14 protein-coding genes are annotated in these 18,816 nt (G+C 69.3%); 5 read left to right on the top strand and 9 right to left on the bottom strand.

From position 1 onward, the window contains the following. Positions 1 to 78: 78 nt before the first annotated feature. From CF68_RS04930 to CF68_RS04905, 6 genes are all read right to left on the bottom strand, one after another. The gene (locus CF68_RS04930) at positions 79 to 2,505 is read right to left on the bottom strand and encodes a penicillin acylase family protein (protein WP_035816439.1); all 2,427 of its coding nucleotides are present in this window, start codon (positions 2,503 to 2,505) and stop codon (positions 79 to 81) included. 125 nt (positions 2,506 to 2,630) lie between these two features. Continuing rightward, a complete protein-coding gene (locus CF68_RS04925) occupies positions 2,631 to 4,229 on the bottom strand; it encodes a sulfite reductase flavoprotein subunit alpha (RefSeq protein ID WP_035816438.1) in 1,599 nt (532 codons plus the stop codon). Further along, on the bottom strand, positions 4,226 to 5,233 hold the full coding sequence (locus CF68_RS04920; RefSeq protein ID WP_369798850.1) for an FAD:protein FMN transferase: 1,008 nt from the start codon (positions 5,231 to 5,233) through the stop codon (positions 4,226 to 4,228). The genes CF68_RS04925 and CF68_RS04920 overlap by 4 nt, the downstream gene beginning before the upstream one ends. 14 nt (positions 5,234 to 5,247) lie before the next feature. Then, on the bottom strand, positions 5,248 to 6,111 hold the full coding sequence (locus CF68_RS04915) for a DUF4198 domain-containing protein (RefSeq protein WP_035816435.1): 864 nt from the start codon (positions 6,109 to 6,111) through the stop codon (positions 5,248 to 5,250). Between the two features lie 18 nt (positions 6,112 to 6,129). Beyond that, positions 6,130 to 6,654: a DUF2271 domain-containing protein gene (locus CF68_RS04910; protein WP_035816434.1), complete on the bottom strand. Its 525-nt coding sequence runs from the start codon at positions 6,652 to 6,654 to the stop codon at positions 6,130 to 6,132. A gap of 55 nt (positions 6,655 to 6,709) precedes the next feature. After that, positions 6,710 to 7,366 carry a PepSY-associated TM helix domain-containing protein gene (locus CF68_RS04905; RefSeq protein ID WP_035816433.1) on the bottom strand — a complete coding sequence of 219 codons (657 nt, stop codon included), beginning with the start codon at positions 7,364 to 7,366 and terminating at the stop codon, positions 6,710 to 6,712. 462 nt (positions 7,367 to 7,828) lie between these two features. On the opposite strand from CF68_RS04905, the gene CF68_RS04900 reads away from it, so the two are divergent. Beyond that, the gene (locus CF68_RS04900; protein WP_035816432.1) at positions 7,829 to 9,385 is read left to right on the top strand and encodes a methyl-accepting chemotaxis protein; all 1,557 of its coding nucleotides are present in this window, start codon (positions 7,829 to 7,831) and stop codon (positions 9,383 to 9,385) included. A gap of 122 nt (positions 9,386 to 9,507) precedes the next feature. After that, a complete protein-coding gene (locus tag CF68_RS04895) occupies positions 9,508 to 9,759 on the top strand; it encodes a GlsB/YeaQ/YmgE family stress response membrane protein (protein ID WP_035816430.1) in 252 nt (83 codons plus the stop codon). Here CF68_RS04895 and CF68_RS04890 read toward each other — a convergent pair. Beyond that, a complete protein-coding gene (locus CF68_RS04890; protein ID WP_035816428.1) occupies positions 9,732 to 12,998 on the bottom strand; it encodes a transglycosylase domain-containing protein in 3,267 nt (1,088 codons plus the stop codon). The genes CF68_RS04895 and CF68_RS04890 overlap by 28 nt on opposite strands. A gap of 223 nt (positions 12,999 to 13,221) precedes the next feature. Beyond that, positions 13,222 to 14,256: an aldo/keto reductase gene (locus CF68_RS04885; RefSeq protein ID WP_035816427.1), complete on the bottom strand. Its 1,035-nt coding sequence runs from the start codon at positions 14,254 to 14,256 to the stop codon at positions 13,222 to 13,224. A 297-nt stretch (positions 14,257 to 14,553) separates the two neighbouring features. Between CF68_RS04885 and CF68_RS04880 the strand changes: the two genes are divergently transcribed. The 3 genes from CF68_RS04880 (at position 14,554) to CF68_RS04870 (ending at position 17,828) form a co-directional block, all read left to right on the top strand. Continuing rightward, positions 14,554 to 15,783 carry an NAD(P)/FAD-dependent oxidoreductase gene (locus tag CF68_RS04880; protein ID WP_035816426.1) on the top strand — a complete coding sequence of 410 codons (1,230 nt, stop codon included), beginning with the start codon at positions 14,554 to 14,556 and terminating at the stop codon, positions 15,781 to 15,783. Positions 15,784 to 15,853: 70 nt separating this feature from the next. After that, positions 15,854 to 16,585, top strand: a complete 732-nt coding sequence (gene fabG, locus CF68_RS04875) for a 3-oxoacyl-ACP reductase FabG (protein ID WP_035816425.1) — start codon at positions 15,854 to 15,856, stop codon at positions 16,583 to 16,585. A gap of 25 nt (positions 16,586 to 16,610) precedes the next feature. Beyond that, positions 16,611 to 17,828 (top strand): cation:proton antiporter, encoded by a 1,218-nt coding sequence (locus CF68_RS04870; protein ID WP_035816424.1) that lies wholly within the window; start codon positions 16,611 to 16,613, stop codon positions 17,826 to 17,828. A gap of 15 nt (positions 17,829 to 17,843) precedes the next feature. Here CF68_RS04870 and CF68_RS04865 read toward each other — a convergent pair whose 3' ends face one another. Further along, a complete protein-coding gene (locus CF68_RS04865; protein WP_035816422.1) occupies positions 17,844 to 18,749 on the bottom strand; it encodes a LysR family transcriptional regulator in 906 nt (301 codons plus the stop codon). Between the last annotated feature and the right edge of the window lie 67 nt (positions 18,750 to 18,816).

Raw genomic sequence — 18,816 nt, 5'->3', positions numbered from 1 at the left:
CCCCCCCCCGGGGGGGGGGGGGGGGGGGGTGCGTGTGCCAGGCTACATGGCTACTTCAAACGCACGAGTTCCCCACCCTCACTGCGGCACCAACTCCAACCGTTCCCGGCTAGCCTTCTCCACCGCCTTGCGCGTATACACCAGCGGGAAATACTCCCCCTTCGCCCACAACGGCGCCAGGTCCCGGTAATGCGGGCTGGCCGGATTCCCTGACTGCCCCGGCGTATTGACCACGCGCGAGGCATCCCAGTTGCCCACATCCAGCACCATGCGGAACGATGCGCCCGCGGTCAGCCGGAAGTCGGTATTGCGGTAGCTGGTGTTCATCGGCGTGAAGGCCGAGCCGCCGATCGGGCCGGCGTTGACGTTGAACTGCTGGCGTTCCGCGTCGCTCAGGATCGGGTCCATCGGATGCGTGAACACGGCGGTGTGGAGCTTGCCCCATTGCCATGCGCGCGGGTCGGGGCCGAGCTTGCCTTCCGCTTCGGCCATGGCGGCCTTCAGCGATTCGAGCATCACCGCATTGCGGCGCTCCACCGGCATCCACGGACCGGGCTGCTCCAGCACCGCCACCACGCGCGCGGCATCGCCGGCACCGACCAGGCGTGCGGCTTCGGGCGTCAGCGCGGCGCGCACCACGGCCTGGCGCAGGTGTTTGCTGAACCAGACTTCGAACAATGCCGCTGCGGCGCTGTCGGCACGCTCGTTGCCGTCCCAGCCGCGCAGCAGGTCCAAGCCGCGGGCCAGTTGCGGGTCGTCGCTGCGCCCGTCCTTCAGCAGCGCCACCACGCGCTGGGCGGGCAGCGACACGGTGTCGTTCTGCCACGCCATCGAGTCCTGCACCGAGCTGCGCGCATTGGCGCCCACCACGGCCTTGAGCCGGCGCGCGCGCGAGCTGTCGCTCCATTCGTAGCCCACGCCAAGTTTCGCGGCCGGGTGCTCGGGCGGGATGTTGTTCTCGTTGGCGGTGACGATGTAGCCGGGCGCGGGGTTATAGGCCCACGGCAGCTCGTCCATGTTGCGGTAGCCGGCCCACTCGTAGCGGCCATCGCCCGCCACCGGCGTCAGGCCATCCCAGTTGGGCCGCTTGACGGTCAGCCCGCCCGGAATCCAGCCGATATTGCCGCTGGTGTCGGCATAGACCTGGTTCTCGCCGGGCGCGCCCCAGCGGTTCATGGCGGCGCGGAACTGGTCCCAGTTGCGCGCGCGCATATAGTCCATCGAGCCGAAGTACGGCGCCATGCCGTAGTCGAGCCACGCGGCGCGCAGCGCCCAGGCCCGCGCGGCATCGGCGTGGAGCACCGGGCCGTGGCGCGTGAAGTCGATCGCGACCTTGCGCGGCGCGGACTCGCCCTTGACCACGATCTCTTCGGTGATGGTCTCCATCGGTTCCCAGCGGCCCTTGTACTTGTACTCGTGCGGGTTGGCCGGATTGAGCTCGTAGCCGTACAGGTCTTCCTGGTCCATGTAGAAGCGCGTCAGGCCGAAGGCGATGGTGCCGTTGTGCCCGATCGAGATGCCGGGCAGGAACGGCTCGCCCGCGCCGATCACCGACATCCCGGGCGCGTTCAGGTGACTGATATAGCGCAGGCTGGGCGCGCCGTGCGAACGGTGCGGGTCGTTGGCCAGGATCGGGCGGCCGGTGGTGGTGCGCTTGCCGCCGATGACCCAGTTGTTCGACCCGAGGCTGCGGCCGGTATCGCTGTTGGGGTCCACCAGTGCGTAGAGCTGGTCGAGCGGGATGCTGGCGGCCTGCGCATTGCCCCATGCCTCTTTCGGGAAGCGCGCGGCGGCGGTGGCCAGTTCATAGGCGCGGCGCAGTTCGGCGGCGGGAACCGTGCAGGGGTCGATGCCGGGACTGAGCCTGGGCTCGATCTGCGGATCGAGTTCGCGGCGCAGCCAGTCGGCACGCGGCGCGTCCTGCCTGGCCTGGCAATAGAGCTGGGCGCGTTCGACTTCGCCGGTGAAGTTGAGCGTCAGGCCGTGGTGGCGGATGCGCACGATATCGTCGGCGCGCCAGCGCGCAGGCTTGTAGTTGAGCTTGCGGAATTCCGGCGGCAGCAGCTCGGGCTTCTGCTCGGTCAGCGCCACATAGGCGTTCACCCCGGCCACAAAGGCCTCGGCCACGCGCTTGGCGTCGGAGCCATAGGCCAGCCATTCGCGGTACATGTCGCCGCGGAACAGCACGGCGCGCGCCATGCGGTCGCCATCGGCATAGGCCGGGCCGAAGTCCCTTGCCATCTCGCCAAGTCCGCGCTTGCGCCACAGGTCGATCTGCCACAGGCGGTCGCGTGCGGCCATGAAGCCCTGCACGAAGAAGGCGTCGTAGAGCGTGCCGGCATAGATATGCGGCACGCCCCAGCGGTCGACCAGCACGCTGGCGGGCTTTTCCAGGCCGGGCACGGCCAGCACGTTGTTGCGGGCGGGGGCTTCGGCCATGGCGGCCGGGATGGTGGTGGCGAGCAGGGCCAGCGCAGCGGCCAGGCGGCGGGGGGTGCGTAACATCAGGTCTCCTCGGTATTGTGATTGGCTGCAGATGTCTTGCAGTTCACACCGAAGATAGTGCATCCCCAGGCAGCGCGCGAGCCGCGCGGCCGATCTCCGCACGGCACGTGTCGCTGCGGGTTCGCTCAGTAGACGTCGCGCCGGTAGCGGCCGTCGTCGGCAAGCCGGCGCAGCGCGTCTGCGCCGAGGATCTCGGCCAGTGCGTCATGGACGCCGCCGGCCATGCCCTGCAGGCTGCCGCAGACATAGATGGCCGCGCCGCCCGCCACCCATTGGCGCACCGTATCGCCCTGCGCGCGCAGGGCATCCTGCACGTAGCGCGGCGCGCAGCCGTCACGCGACCAGGCACGGTCCACGCGCTGCAGCGTGCCGTCGGCCTGCCATGCGGCCAGTTCCCCGGCAAAGAACGCGTCATGCTGTGCCGAGCGCTCGCCGAACAGCAGCCAGTTGCGGTGCTGCCCGGCCGCGGCGCGGGCCTTGAGCTGGGCGCGCAGCCCGGCCAGCCCGGTGCCGTTGCCGACCAGGATCAGGGGCCGGTCATCGGCCGGCGGGTGGAAGCTGCGGTTGGTACGGATGCGCAGCGCGATTCGGGTGCCCACGGCCGCGTGTTCGGTCAGCCAGCCGGAGGCCAGGCCGAGGCGGCCGTCCTCGTAGCGGGTCTGCCGCACCAGCAGTTCGAGTTGCCCGTCCTGCGGCAGCGAGGCGATCGAATATTCGCGGTGCGGCAGCGGCGGCAGCGTGTCCACCAGTTGCTGTGGCGGCAGGCCCTGCATCGCCGCGAAGTGCGGTTCGGGCAATGGCATGCGCGTGGCCATGGCCTCGACCAGGGTGCTGTCGTAGCCATCGCAGCGCACGGGCGTGGCGCTGTCCAGGCCAAGCCGTGCCAGCAGCCGTTCAACCTCGGCCGGCGCGTGGCACGGGCCGATCTCGGCGATGTCGCCGGCTTGCCAGTCCATTGCCGCATCGACCAGCGGCGCCAGCGACAGGTGGAACGCCGGCGCACCCTGGCTGCCGGGGTTCAAATGGTGGCGTTGCGCGAGCCGCCAGCGGTCATAGCGCGGGCGTTCCCAGTCGGCAATCTCCGCGCCGCCGCTCAGGGCCGACAGGTGGTTCTGCCAGTGGCGCAGGGCGCCGGCGTCGCCGTTGTCGACTTCGACCAGGTCAAAGAGCGGCTGCGCGCGGTGGCGCTGCAGCCAGCCGTCGAGCGCGTGGCCGAAGGCGCAGAAGCGCGCATAGCTGCTGTCGCCGAGCGCGAGGATGCCGTAGCGCAAGGACTGCAGGCCATCCGCGCCGGCCAGCAAGCGGCGCGCAAAACCGGAGGCGCTGTCGGGGGCGTCGCCCTCGCCGGTGGTGCTGACCAGGAACAGCGCCTGGCGGCATCCCTGCAGGCGCCGCGCATCGACATCGGCCAGCGACAGCAGTTGCACCGGCACACCCGCGCCCTGCAGCGCGTTGGCGGTCTGCAATGCCAGCTGTTCGGCAAACCCGGTCTGCGAGGCATAGGCAATCAGCGTCGCGCCCTCTTCCGTGCCAGCCAGTGCCGCCACGCGCGCGCGCCGCTGGCGATGGTGGGCAACCACCGCGCTGCAGAAGCCCGCATAGGCGGCCACCACGCCGGCCGCCATGGCCATGCGCGACGGCCCCAGCACGGACAGCGCGACACCGCCGGCAACGGCAAGCCAGCTTGCGCCGGCGATGGCGGACGGCCTGGCCTTCGCGCTCATGCCAGCATCGCGGCAAAGGCCGGGGAAAGCTGTTCGTCGAAGCCGTCCGGCGTGCGCACCAGGAAGCGCGCGGCAATGCCGTGGCGGCGCGCGTGCGCCATGCCGGCCTCCGGGCCCAGCACGGTCAGCGCGGTGGAGTGCGCATCGGCCAGCATGCACTGCGCATGGATGACCGTGACCGAGGCCAGCGCGTGGCTGGCCGGATAGCCGGTGCGCGGATCGATGGTATGGGCGTAGCGGCGACCGTCACTGTCGAAAAAGCGGCGATAGTCGCCGGAAGTGGCAACGGACAGGCCGTGCAGCGCCACCAGCGTCTGCCCCGCGGCATCGCTGCCCAGCCCCGGCGGGGCCTCCAGCGCGACCCACCACGGCATGCCGTCGGGCTTGACGCCATGGCCGCGCAATTCGCCGCCGATCTCCGTCAGGTGGTGGTCGAGGCCCTGTTCACACAGGTAGCGCGCTACTGCGTCGACGGCAAAGCCCTTGGCGATGGCGCAGAAGTCCAGCGACACGCCGCCTGGCTGCCAGGCGCGCCGGCCCGCGGCATCGACTTCGATGCGGGCCCAGCCGCAGCGGCTGCGCGCGGCCTGCACCGCGTCTGGCGACGGCGGCGCGGTGCGCGCCGGCGCGGGGCCGAAGCCCCACAGATCCACCAGCGGACCGGCGCTCGGGTCATAGGCGCCACCGCTGTCGCGCGCCACCTGCAGCGCGCATTGCAGCACCATGAAGCAGTCTTCAGGCAGCGCGTGCCAGCTGCCGGGTGCCGCGCGGTTGAAACGGCTCAGGTCAGAATCCCCTTCCCAGTTGCTCATCTGCGCGATCACGCCATCGAGCACGGCCTGGATGCCGGCGGCGATGGCGTCTGCATCCGCGGCCGGCGGCAGCAGCGCCGCCACCGACCAGGTCGTGCCCATGGTCTGGCCGCCCCAGCGCTGCAGCCGCGTATCGGCTGCGGGCGGCTGCGGGGGCGCGGTCAGCGCAACAGGTACCAGGACGCGGTTCAAACCCGGCAACCGGCTTATTGCGGCAGCACTTCGACCGTCACCGCATAGACGGCACGGCGCGACCTGGCCTGCTTGAAGGTGGTCTTGTCGTCCTTCACCTCGGCTTCCATCCAGTACATGCCGGCGGCCGGCCACTTGACGCTGAACTTGCCGTCGGCGTCGGTGGTGGCGCTGAACTCCTGCAGCTGGTCGCGGTAGCGGATGCCGCCCGGCACCACCGAGACCTTCAGGTTGCTGGCGGGCTTGCCGTCGAGCAGCATGCGGAAGCTGGCGGTGTCGCCCGCGACCAGGTCGTTCGGGTGCGTAATCGGCGCCAGTTCCAGGCCGCGGCCGGCGGTGCGCAGGCCCTTGTCGCTGGGCTTGCCGGCGGTGACGAAGGATTCGATGCGGCCTTCGGCCTGGGTGACCTGCAGGTCCTGCGCATTGGCCGGGACTTCCTTGGCGAAGTTCTCGGCCGTGCCGCGCCAGCGCTTGGCCTGGCCGTCGACCTTGTAGCTGGCGAACAGGCCGTTGTTGACCACCGCCACGCGGTACGTGCCGGGCTGGGTCAGGTGCAGGTCGAAGGTGCTGCGGTACTTGCCGGTGGCCGCGTTCTCGGCCTTGACGGCGCTGCCGTCGGGCGCGGTCACCTGCAGGTTGTCGAGCCGCATCGGCACGCGCTCGAAGTAGAACAGGTCGTTGGAGACAGCGGCGTCAACGGTCACCCACGGGTCGCTGCCGGACAGCACGGTGGCCGACGGCAGNGGGGCCGCCGGCCCCAGCCACTGGCGGTGCGCGTGCGCGGCCAGCGGCGCCAGGGCGGCCAGGGCGGCCAGGGCGAGCACTGCCACGCGGGTGGCCATGCGGGTCGATGCGGCGGACATAAGGGAAGGTTTCATCGTCTGGCTCCGGGAGGATTACGGCTTCAGTTCGACGGTCACGCCGCCGAGTTCGTGTTCGCCCTTGGCGCGGGCGGTCTGTGCGGCTTGCGGCGGCCACGTGAACGGCACGCGCAGCAGTTCGCGCCCGCCCACTTCACGCGCGGCTTCCACCACCAGCTGGTAGTTGCCCGCGGGCAGCTTGCCCAGCGGCGCCTTGCCGTCGCCGAAGCTCACGCTGTGCTCGCCCGGCGCGCGCGTGGCGCCGGAGATGCCGTCGGCCGGCATGTGCAGGTCGCGGCCGGCCTTGCGCCACCACTGGCGCATGTCCTTGAGCCACTTGGTGCCTTCGCCGTCCTTGAGCTTGCCGTCGTACCAGACCGCCAGGGTCTGCGCCGGGCTCTGGTCGGCCCGCTCGACCCACATCGCCACATAGGGGCGGTGGTACTCGGCCACGGTCAGGCGCGGGATTTCGACCTTGACGTTCAGGTCCGCGGCCAGCGCGGGGCCGGCCAGGGGAACCGCGGCCATGCCGGTCAGGGTGACGGTGAGCAGTCGGCGCATATCGGAGAAACCTCGTCAGTGAGATGCAGGAAGGAAAACGGTTGGAACGGTTGACTCAATGGATAAACAGGAGCGCGAGCAGCACCGGGACCACCAGCCCCAGCCCCACCAGCGGCCAGGTCGCCACGCGCCCGGCCGCATGCAGCTTGAGCAGGAACAGGCCGGTCACGCTGAAGAGCAGGCACGCCAGCGCGAACACATCCAGGAACAGGCTCCACGCAGCACCGGTGTTGCGGCCCTTGTGCAGGTCGTTCAGGTAAGAGATGGCGCCGCGCGTGGTTTTCTCGTACTGGGCTGCGCCGCTGTCGAGTTCCAGGCTGACCCAGGCGTCCCCGCCCGGGCGCGGCAGCGCCACGTAGATCTCGTCGGCGGACCATTCGGCCTCGCGCCCGCTGGCGTCGATGTCCAGCGCCTGCGCCAGCCAGTCGGCCAGCACCGCCGGCACCGGCGCCTTCTTGTCACGCGCCTGGGCATCGCCCGCCGGCGCTGCGGCTCGCACCTGGTCGAGCACGCGCGTGGGCATGGTGGCGTGGCGGGTCTCGACCGCGGGCCTGGCCTCGATCTGTGCGGCGTGGTTGAGCGTGAAGCCGGTGACGGCAAACAGCAGCATCCCGATCAGGCAGATCGCGGAACTGATCCAGTGCCACTGGTGGAGATGCTTGAGCCAGAAGGCACGGCGCTGCTGGCCGGAGGCCGGCTGGGTTTCGGTCATTGCGGTTGGTCGGCGGGCGCAGCCCAAGTGGCGGCCCGGTCTTGCCCTGTGTACGGATAGCTGGAGCGCCCCTTGTGCGCATCACATGGCGCTCAGGTGTGCCATTGTCTGCACAATGACTAGCGGAAGAGAGAAGGATAATCGTTCGCATTTGAAATCGCAAACGATCCGGGGATGGCGCTGGATTACAGCGCATTACAACGTAAAGCAGCGGGACAGGATCACATGTCGTCAGCGATCCGATTCGCTGGAAGAGATGTGCAATGCACAACACGACGGCACGATGTAAGCCAATCAACCACATCACCCGAAGGGGTGAAATTACCCCAGTCAAGTTAGTTGCCTCCTCCGCCGTTAAGGCGATGACCCACACGCATGCGACAGGCGTCACCGATGCATGACGCCGCCGGCGTGTCGCCGATAAGAAACGCGCAGAGCGCGGAATGAGGAGGAGTGGAAGCAATGCTGCACAACCTGAGCCTGAAGAAGAAGCTGTTATTGCCACTGGTGCTGAGCTGGATCTGCCTGCTCGGCATCACGCTGTGGAACGCGTGGCAGATCCGCACGCTACGCATGGAAGAGCGGCGCCTGGACCTGGCCCACGTCACCGACACCGCATTCTCGGTGGTGGCCGAGTACGAGGCGCTGGCCAAGGCCGGCAAGCTGACGCAGGACGAGGCCAGGAATCAGGCCATCGAGCGCGTGCGCGCGATGCGCTTCGGCAGCGATGGCTATTTCACGCTGATGCGCTCGGACACCGTGGTGCTGATGCACCCGTTCAAGCCGGAGATGAACGGCAAGGCCATGGAAGGCACCAAGGACCCCGACGGCGTCTACCTGTTCCGCGAAATCGCCGAGATCGGCAAAGGGCCTGGCAAGGGCTTTGTCGAATACCTGTGGCCCAAGCCCGGCGCCGAAGCGCCGCAGCCCAAGCTGAGCTACGTGGCCAACTTCCGCCCGTGGGACTGGAACTTCATCGCGGGCCTGTACCTGGACGACATCGAGGCGGCGTTCCGCGCCGAGCTGATGAAGGCGTTCGGCATCCTGCTGGGGGTTGGCCTGCTGATGTCGCTGGTGATGGTGCGCGTGGCGGCCAGCCTGCAGCGCCAGCTGGGCGGCGAGCCCGCCACCACGGCGCACATCGCCGGGCGCATTGCCGAAGGCGACCTCGGCAGCCAGGTCGAGGTGCGCCCCGGCGACGAGCACAGCGTCCTCTATGCGATGCATCGCATGCAGGCGCGCCTGACCGGCGCGATCGGCAGCATCCGCGGCTCGGCCGATTCGATCGCGGGCGCGGCCAAGCAGATCGCCGCGGGCAACGCCGACCTGTCGCGCCGCAGCGAAGAACAGGCCGCGTCGCTGCAGGAAACCGCCGCCAGCATGGAGCAGCTCACCAGCACCGTGCGCCAGAGCGCCGAGAACGCGCGCCAGGCCAGCCACCTGGCCGAAGGCGCGTCGGACATCGCGGTGCGCGGCGGCACCATTGTCAGCCAGGTGGTGGACACCATGGGCGAGATCAAGAACGCTTCGGGCAAGGTGGTCGACATCATCGGCGTGATCGAGGGCATTGCCTTCCAGACCAACATCCTCGCGCTCAATGCGGCGGTGGAAGCGGCGCGTGCCGGCGACCAGGGCCGCGGCTTCGCGGTGGTGGCCGGCGAGGTGCGCACGCTGGCGCAGCGCAGCGCCACCGCGGCCAAGGAGATCAAGGCGCTGATCGGCAACTCGGCGCAGCGTGTGGACGACGGCGCGGTGCTGGTTGAAAGCGCGGGCAAGGCAATGGACGAGATCGTCGGCGCGGTCAAGCGCGTGACCGACCTGATGGCCGAGATGCGCGCGGCCACCGAGGAGCAGACCGGCGGCATCGAGCAGGTCAACCAGGCGGTGTCGCAGATGGACCAGATGGCGCAGCAGAACGCCGCACTGGTGGAAGAAGCCGCGGCCGCCGCCGCCTCGCTGGAAGACCAGGCCGATGCGCTGCATCACGCGGTCGGCCAGTTCCGGCTGGCGCAGGCCTGACGCCAGCGCCGCCGTTTGTCACTTGAGCATCATACGCACCAGACTGCTGCGTGTATCATGAAGCGCAGCCGGCCGCCCCATGCGGCCGGCATGGACTCAGACCACTACCGGGAGAGCGCATCATGATGGCATTCATTGGCACCGTGTTCGTTGGCCTTATCGTCGGCCTGATCGCCAGGGCGGTCAAACCCGGCGACGACAAGATGGGCTGGATCATGACCATCGTCCTGGGCGTGCTGGGCTCGCTGGCTGCCGGCTACGTCGGCCGCGCCATGGGCTGGTACCAGCCGGGCCAGCCGGCCGGCTGGATTGCGTCGGTGATTGGCGCGATCGTGCTGCTGGTGATCTACGGCATGGTCCGGCGCAAGGGCTGACTGGCGCGGCGCACGCCGGCGGCGTCCTGCGCGTCGGCCAGCGCCGGTACCTCGGGCGCGGCAGGCGCCTGCGGTACCGCGGCAGTATTGGGCGTGCCGCTGCGCGCCGGCCCCTGGAGGCCCTGGGCCAGCGTGGCGCCAGGTACGGCGTCGGCCGGCGTGGCCATGGCGGGCACGCGCGGCGTACGCAGGCCGGGCGCGGCATCATGGCAACGCAGCAGCGCGCGGTCGCCACCCGGCGCCATCGCCGACACCTGCGGCGCGACCGCCCGCAGGACCCGCACCGCCAGCGCGCTGGTAAAGCTGTAGCGCGCCGCATAGGGTTCTCTCACATTGACCACCACGGTGCCGAAGAAGCGCTCGCCCAGCGTGAACACAAAGGTGGCCGAGCGGTTCACCGAGCGCGACGAAATCAGCCGCCCGCCCGGCCCATAGACCTGGTAGCGCTGGTCGCCGGTGCCGGTCTTGCCCGCCACCGCCAGCGTGGCGCCGTCGCGCCCGGGCACCGTGAAGGCGCCGCGGACCGACCTGGCGGTGCCGCGCTCCACCACATCCAGCATCGAGCGCCGCGCCAGTTCGGCCACTTCGGCCGGCAATACCCGCTTGCCCGGACCCGGCTGCAGCACGTAGCGCGTGGCGTACGGCGTGCCGTCGGCAAACGCCAGGCTGCGCACCGCCGTGTTCTGCGTGACCACGCCGCCCGCCAGCAGGATGCCGGCCAGCTCCGCCAGCGCGGCCGGCCGGTCGCCCGCGGCACCGATGGCGCTGCCGTACGACGGTGTCAGGGAATCGAACGGATAGCCCAGCCGCTGCCAGCGCCGCGCAATCCGCGTGAAGGCGTCTTGCTCCAGCAGCGTGCGGATGCGGTTGTCCTGGCCGGCCTTGCTGCGCGTGCGGAACAGCCATTTGTACACTTCCTGGCGCTCGGCGGTGCTGGCCTTCAGGATCTCTGCCAGGGTCGCGTCGGGGTGCTGGTCGAGGTACTCCACCATCCACAGCTCCAGCGGATGCACCCGTGACAGGTAGCCCCGGTCGTTCAGGTTGAACTTGTCCTTGCCGTACTTGCGGTACAGCGCGCTCAGGTCTTCGCCGGCCAGCTGCTTGTCGCCCAGGCGGGCGCGCATGATGCGGATGTAGCTGTCCTCGTCCAGGTGCGGCCGCGCGCTCAGCAGCGTCACCGACATGCGCACCGCATTCAGGTGCGGCGTAGTCATGCGCACGCGGCCCAGCAGCGTGGTCAGGCGCAGCTCAGAACTCTTGCCGCGGTAGCGCTGGTAAAAGTTCGTCATGTAGGCGCTGCCCTCCTGGTCGGCAAAGCGCTCCAGGTAGGCGCGCCGGCCGGGCGCGTCGCGGTCTTCGAACAGGTCGCCGATATCCGGGCTGGCGTGGAAAGTCTCGTAGCGCACGATATCGCGCATCATGCGGATGAACACCAGGTTGACCGAGTGCTGGAATCCCGTGCGCACCGTCAGGTTGCGCACGCCCGACTCACGCTCGAAGTTGGTGAAGCTCTGCAGGCCGCCGCCGGTGTAGAAGGCTTCGCCGGCGCCGCCTGAGTACTTGCGCTCCATGGCGGCCTCGAGCATGGCCATCAGCTCGCGCTCCGCGGGCTTGCGCGCCTTCAGCAAGTAATCGACCGCCCAGTGGCTGAGCGCGTCCTGGCGCGCCAGCGGCACCGCGGCCAGCTGTGCGCTGGTCATGCCGGCGTAGCGCGCGTGCAGCTCGCTGATGATCTCCAGGTAGGTCACCAGCGTGCGCAGCTTGGCAGTGGAACCCAGGTTCAGGCGCGCGCCGCTGTTGATGTCGAAGGGCTGGTCGATATTGTCGGCCTGGATCCGCACCACGCTGGCATTGCCCACGCGCTCGTACAGCGTGAAGCTCGTCATCAGTTTCGACGGATCGTCGTGGTCGCGCAGCAGGTTGTGGCCGTACAGGCCCATGGCGCGCGCATCGGCTTTGTTGTTCACGCGCTGCAGCGTCTCGGTGACGATGCGCTGCGCCTCGCGGTTGACGGTGCTGTCCACGGTCAGGTCGAGCCGGTCCATGTCGTAGCGGCCCTCCACCCCGGTCAGCTGGGTGATATCGGCGCGCACCCGGTTGACGGCCTTGCGCGTGACAAAGGGCTCCTGCGGCGGGCGCTGCGGCGGCGCGGCCTTGTCCAGCGGCTGCGCCAGCGCTGCATCGCGCAGCTCGGCGGTGATGACGTTGTTGGCCGCCAGCAGGCGCAGGTAGCTGCCGGTCAGCGCATCCAGGTTGGTGTCGTCGCGGCGCAGGTGGTAGGACGGGCGGCGCTGCGAGATGATCAGCGACAGCGCGCGCTTGAAGGCCTGCGCCTGGCGCGGCTCGGGCGCGCGCTGGTCCAGTTCCTTGAGCAGCCGGTTGACCTCGCCGAAGTCCTCGCCGTACCAGACCCACAGCCCATCGCCGATGCCGTTGATCTCACCGAAGCCGGCGCGCGCCGACAGCGGCACCGTGTTCAGGTAGTCGACCACGATGCGCTCGCGCGCGCGCTGGGTGTCGGGGCCGTCCAGGTAGGCACGCAGCGACGCCGACGCCATCTGGCGGAATTTCTCGGGGATCGATGCGGTGCGGCCTTCGGGCGAGTGCCGGTATTTCTCGATCTGCGTGGCCAGCGTGCTGCCGCCGGGCGCGTCATGCGACTTGTCGGCAAGCCGGATCACCTGGTCAAGCACCGCGCGCGACAGCCGGCGCCAATCCAGCGCCGGGTTCATATTGGGGTATTCCGGGTTGAGCAGGCCCTGGTTCTCGACATAGAGCAAGGCGCCCACCAGCACCGGCGGCACCGTGCCAAAGTCCGGGTACTGGCGCTGAGGATAACGCTCGAACGCCAGCGTCAGCCCGTTGCAGTCGCGCAGCAGCAGGCCCGCCTGGTTCTTCTCGCGGTAGGGCGTGAACAGGCCTTCGTCGATCAGCCGCACCATGTCGGGCGACATGCGCGCCTGCTCGGCGGGCACGTAGCCGCGCTGCTCCAGCCGCTGCGCGAACAGCGGCATGCGGCCGTAGCCCATGCGGGCGTCATAGGGCCCGGAATGCGGGAACCGGATGCTGTCGCTCGCGCCCGGCTGGATCTCGAATGTCAGCCGCTGCCCCAGGCTGCCGATCAGCCGTGCCTGCAAGTGCGAGTTGCGCACTTCGCTTGCGACAAAGCTGTACACGACATAGGCGCCCCCACCAAGGGCGACCGCCAAGCCAGCGAAGATCCAGCCACGACGCGACACGTTTGGGCTTCCCTGTTGGGCCGATGCAGCGTGCAGGCGCTGCCATGCACCGGCTCGAAGCGCAATGTTCTCGCGGCGCGCGCACGCCGCGCGCCGCCTGTCTTGATATTAGTAGGAGTAACGGCAGCCTGCAGCAAGCACGCGCGCGGGCACCGTGCCGTTGCATACAGGCATCACCCCAGGCAGCGCCTGCGCCACATTGCGCCCCTGTCCGAAAGGGTCGTCAGGCTGCCTGCGCGCGTGCCACGGGCCGCCCCCCGAACGGATAGCCCGGGTCGTTGTAGCCGTGCGTCGAGGCATGGCCCGGCGACACCAGCGCATCGACCATCGATTCTTCCTCGGGCGTGATGACGGCACCGGGCGCGCCCAGATAGTCCTCGAATTGCGCCAGCGTGCGCGGACCGGCAATGACCGACGAGATGATCGGGTTGGCCAGCACCCACGCCGTGGCGAACTGGCCCGGCGTCAGCCCGCGCCCTTCGGCATAGGCCTTGAGCTGCTGTGCAATCAGCAGAGATTCTTCACGGAACTCGGTTTCCATCATGCGGCGGTCGGCGCGGCCGGCGCGCGTACCTTCGCCCGGTGCCTGCCCGGGCGCGTACTTGCCGGTCAGCACGCCACGCGCCACCGGGCTGTAGGGCACCACGCCCAGCCCGTAGTGCTCGCATGCCGGCAGGATCTCCACCTCCGGCATCCGGTTCAGCAGGTTGTAGTAGGGCTGGCACGCCACCGGGCGCGGCACGCCCAGCTCGCCGCACAGGCGCGCGATTTCCGCAATGCGCCAGCCGCGGAAGTTCGACACCGCCCAGTAGCGGATCTTGCCGCTGCGCACCAGGTCGCCCATTGCCCGCACCGCCTCTTCCAGGTTCGCGCCGGGATAGTCGCGGTGCAGGTAGAGAATGTCGATGTAGTCCGTCGCCAGCCGGTGCAGGCTGTCCTCCACCGCGCGCAGGATCCAGGTCCGCGAATAGTGCCCGTGGTTGGGCGCCGCCTGCATCGCGTTGCCCAGCTTGGTGGCAAGCACCCAGTCGTGGCGGTTGGCGGTCAGCAGGCGCCCGACCATCTGCTCCGACGCGCCCTTGGTGTACACGTCGGCGGTGTCGATGAAGTTCACGCCGTGGTCGCGCGCGCTGGCGACGATGCGGGCGGCTTCGGCCTCGTCGGTCTGGTCGCCGAACATCATGGTGCCCAGGCAAAGTGCCGAAACGCGCAGGTTGCTGGCGCCGAGGCGGCGGTAGGGCATGGTGGTGGCAGGCATGGTGGCTCCTTGGGATGGGGTGGATGGCGTCGGGGTGGTGAAAGCACAGGGCACAGGCGGAAACGGCAGGCTGTGACCATGGTTCCACATTTTGCCGCGAGTTGGCGTGGCTTGCTGGCCCCCTGCCGGTTTCCGTGCGGTCCATGGGGGATCCAGCCCGGGAGAATTGGTTTCAATATGTTGCAGGCCGGCCAACGGGAGCCCATTTGCAGTCATATTCTTGCGTTTGCCGCGTGAGGATGACGCATTGCGCTACCCTCTCGGCCTCCATGCAATAGAAGAAAAGAGTCGAATCTTATGAAAACGGAAACCACGGATGTCGTCATCATCGGCGCAGGGCCCGCGGGCTCGGTCGCGGCCGGCTTGCTGCGCAAGCATGGGATTCCGGTGCTGGTGATCGAGAAGGAGACCTTCCCGCGCTTTTCCATCGGCGAAAGCCTGCTGCCGCAGAGCATGGCCTACATCGAAGAGGCAGGCATGCTGCGCGCGGTGGTGGAAGCGGGCTTCCAGTACAAGAACGGTGCCGCCTTCTCGCGCGGCGACCAGCAAACCGCCTTCGACTTCCGCGAGAAATTCTCGCCCGGCTGGGGCACCACCTACCAGGTGCAGCGCGCGCGCTTTGACGACGTGCTGATCCGCGAGGCGGCGCGCCAGGGTGCCGAGGTGCGCTTCTCGCACCTGGTCGAGGACGTCGACGTCAGCGGCGCGCAGCCGCAGGTGACCGTGCGTGCGCCGGACGGCAGCCGGTACACGGTGCGCGCGAAGTTCCTGCTTGATGCCTCCGGCTTTGGCCGCATCCTGCCGCGCCTGCTGCAGCTGGAATCGCCGTCGGGCTTCCCGGTGCGCAGCGCGCTCTTCACCCACGTGGAAGACCGCATCGCGCCGGGCGCCTTCGACCGCAACAAGATCCTGATCAGCGTGCATCCGCAACACCCGGACGTCTGGTACTGGACCATCCCGTTCTCGGACGGCCGCTGCTCGCAGGGCGTGGTTGCCGAGAAAGCATTCCTGGACCGCTACACCGGCACCGAGACCGAAAGGCTGCGGGCGCTGGTGGCCGAGGAACCCGGCCTGGCAAAGCTGCTCGGCAACGCGCAGTGGGACACCCCCGCGCGCCAGATCGCGGGCTATTCGGCCAATGTGAAGTCGCTGTGGGGCAACGGCTATGCGCTGCTCGGCAATGCCGGGGAGTTCCTGGACCCGGTGTTCTCGTCCGGCGTGACCATCGCCTTCAAGTCGGCCAGCCTGGCGGCGCAATGCCTGGTGCGCCAGCTTGCCGGCGACACCGTGGACTGGGAGAAGGACTTCGCCCAGCCGCTCAAGGCCGGCGTGGACTGCTTCCGCGTGTTTGTCGAAGCCTGGTACGAGGGCCGCTTCCAGCAGCTGATCTTCCATCCCAATGCCAACTCCGAGATCCGCGACATGATCTCGTCGATCCTGGCCGGCTACGCGTGGGACCGCAGCAACCCCTTCGTGGCCGAGCCGCGCCGCCGGCTGGCGGTGCTGGAAGAATTCTGCCGCGTATGATGCGCCGCATCTGCACGCGTTCCGCTTTCGCGCCTGCGCCCGCAGAGGACTTTTTTCAAGGACACCAGGTATGACCAATCTGACCGTGCTGGTAACGGGATCGTCGCGCGGCATCGGGCGCGCCATCGCCCTGCGGCTGGCCCGCGACGGCTATGACGTGGTGGTGCATTGCCGCTCGCGCCGCGACGAAGCCGACTCGGTCGCCGACGCGGTGCGCGCCTGCGGCCGCAAGGCCCGCGTGTTGTGCTTCGACGTGGCCCGGCGCGAGGAAGCCGCCGCGGCGCTGCTGGCCGATATCGCCGCGCATGACTGCTACTACGGCGTGGTGTGCAACGCCGGCCTGGCGCGCGACGCGGCCTTCCCGGCCATGAGCGGCGCCGAATGGGACGAGGTGGTGCACACCAACCTCGACGCCTTCTACAACGTGCTCAACCCGGTGGTGATGCCGATGGTGCAGCGGCGCCAGCCCGGGCGCATCGTCACGCTGTCGTCGGTCTCGGGCCTGGTGGGCAACCGCGGCCAGACCAACTACAGCGCGGCCAAGGCCGGCATCATCGGCGCCACCAAGGCGCTGGCGATCGAACTTGCCAAACGCGCCATCACGGTCAATTGCGTGGCGCCCGGCCTGATCGACACCGATATGGTCGAGCAGCACGTGCGCGACGAGGCGCTGCGCATGATTCCGGCGCGGCGGCTCGGCACGCCCGACGAAGTGGCCGCGACCGTGGCCTTCCTGATGTCGCCCGACGCCGGCTATATCACGCGCCAGGTGATCTCGGTCAACGGGGGCATGTTCGGATGAAGCGCGTCGTCGCCAGGCTGGCCCGATGAACGGGGTCAGCATCTTCTTCCTGCAGGCGATGCTAGTGGTCGCCCTGCCCTACCTGCTGTGGCGTGGTGCCGGCCTGCGCTCGGTGTTTCCGCTGGTCGGCGTGCAGGTGCTGGCCGGCATCGTGCTGGGGCCGTCGGTGTTCGGGCAACTGGCGCCGCAGGGCTGGACCGCGCTGTTCGGGCCCGAGCGCCTGCCGATGCTGTCCGGCCTGCAGTGGCTGGCGGTGACGCTGTTCTGCTTCCTGACCGGCCTGCACCTGCGCGAAGACAGCGTGCCCGCGCACTGGCGCATGACCCTGCAGATCTCGCTGGGCAGCATTGCGGCGCCGTTCGCGCTGGGGGCCGCTGCCGGCTGGTGGATGACCACGGCCGGCTGGCCGGTCGCCGGGGAACTGGCCAGCCCCTACTGGTTTGCCTGCGCCATGGGCATCTGCACCGCCGTCACGGCGCTGCCGGTGCTGGGTGCGCTGCTGCGCGAGATGCGCCTGACCGGCACCCGCCTGGGCCAGCTGGCCTTGCGCTGCGCGGCCGTCAACGATGCCTGGGTGTGGCTGTTCCTGACCCTGGTGCTGCTGCAGCATGGCGGCCAGGACGGCGCCAGCGCCCTCACCGTGGCGGCCCGCGCCGGTGCCTACCTGGCGTTCATGTTCCTGGCGGTGCGCCCCGCCCTGGCATGGCTGCTGCGCCGCCGCGCGCCGGAGACCGAGCTGCTGCTGGCGATGGCGCTGTTCCTGGTGCTGACCTCGGCATTCCTGGGCGAGCTGGCCGGGCTGCACCATGTGATGGGCGGCTTCGTCGCCGGGCTGGTATGGCCCGCGCGCGAAGCGCAGCGTGTGCGCCAGCAGCTTGAACCGGTCACGGTGGTGGTGCTGCTGCCCTTCTTCTTCCTTGCCGCCGGACTGCGCACCGAGATCTCGCTGGACAACCCGATGACGCTGTGGATCGCCTTGCTGTCACTGGCCATCGCGATCGCCGGCAAGATGGCCGGCGTCGCGCTGCCCGCGCGCCGCGCCGGCATGGGCTGGCGCGAATCGCTGGCACTGGGCACGCTGCTGCAGACCAAGGGCCTGGTCGAGGTGGTGGTGCTGACCGTGCTGCTGGACGCGCGCATCATCAGCACCGCGGCGTTTTCCGGTCTGCTGCTGATGGCGCTGGCCAGCACGCTGCTGGCGCGGCCGTTGACGATGCTGGTGGCGCGGGGCCGGTTGCATTAGGCGCCATCCGGCCGCTCACACCGGGGTCAACCCCGGCAACCCTGCAATCGCCTGCGCCAGGTAGTCCAGCAACACCCGCACCCGTGCCGGCTGGTAGCGCCGCGACGGATAGACCAGGAAGGCTTCCTGCGCCGGACCGCTCCAGCGTGGCAACACGCGCTGCAAGGCGCCGCTGTCGAGCAGGTCCTGCACCAGCCATGCCGGGGTCATGCCAAAGCCGGCGCCGGCCAGGAAGCTCTCGCGCATCGCGAGCGAGTTGTTGACGCGGTAGCGGCAGGGCGCGCCGACCAGCGCCTGCCCGCCGGGCCCGTCGAGCACGATCTCGTCGCCAGCGGCCAGCCAGGTGAAGCGCAGGATCTGGTGCCGCGCCAGGTCGGCCGGTTGCCGGATGCGCGGATGGCGTGCGAGGTAATCGGGTGATGCCACCAGCAGCCGCGGCGACACCGCGATGCGGCGCGCGACCACGTTGGGCGGCAGCGAAGCGCCGAGGCGCACCGCGATGTCGACGCCCTCCTCCACCAGGTCGACAAAGCGGTCATCGAACAGCAGCTCCACCTCCACCTCCGGATAGCGCTGCTGGAACGCCAGCACCAGCGCATTGAGCCGCAGCACGCCGAAGCTGGCCGGCGCGCTGACGCGCACCCGCCCGGCCGGCTGCCCGGACATGCCACGCGCATCGCTGACCGCCTCGCCGTATTCATCCAGCACGCGGCGCGCGCGCTCATGGAAGCGCCGCCCCGCCTCGGTCGGCGACAGGCTGGTGGTGCTGCGCTCCAGCAGCCGCACGCCCATCTCTTTCTCCAGCGCAGCCACGACCTTGCTGATGGTCGGCTGGGTCGACTGCTGCTCGCGCGCCACCGCCGACAGGCTGCCCAGCTCCACGGCGCGCACGAAGACCTGCATTGCCCTGATGGTGTCCATGCCGTTCCTTGTGCCCACTCATTCCATCATGGCATGAGCGATATGCCATTCTGCCCGCTACCTGCCA

It is taken from the genome of Cupriavidus sp. SK-4 (assembly GCF_000611125.1).
GTDB lineage: Bacteria > Pseudomonadota > Gammaproteobacteria > Burkholderiales > Burkholderiaceae > Cupriavidus > Cupriavidus necator.
The sequence above is the reverse complement of the archived record's forward strand: the minus strand, read 5'-3'. Positions and strand labels throughout refer to the sequence as shown.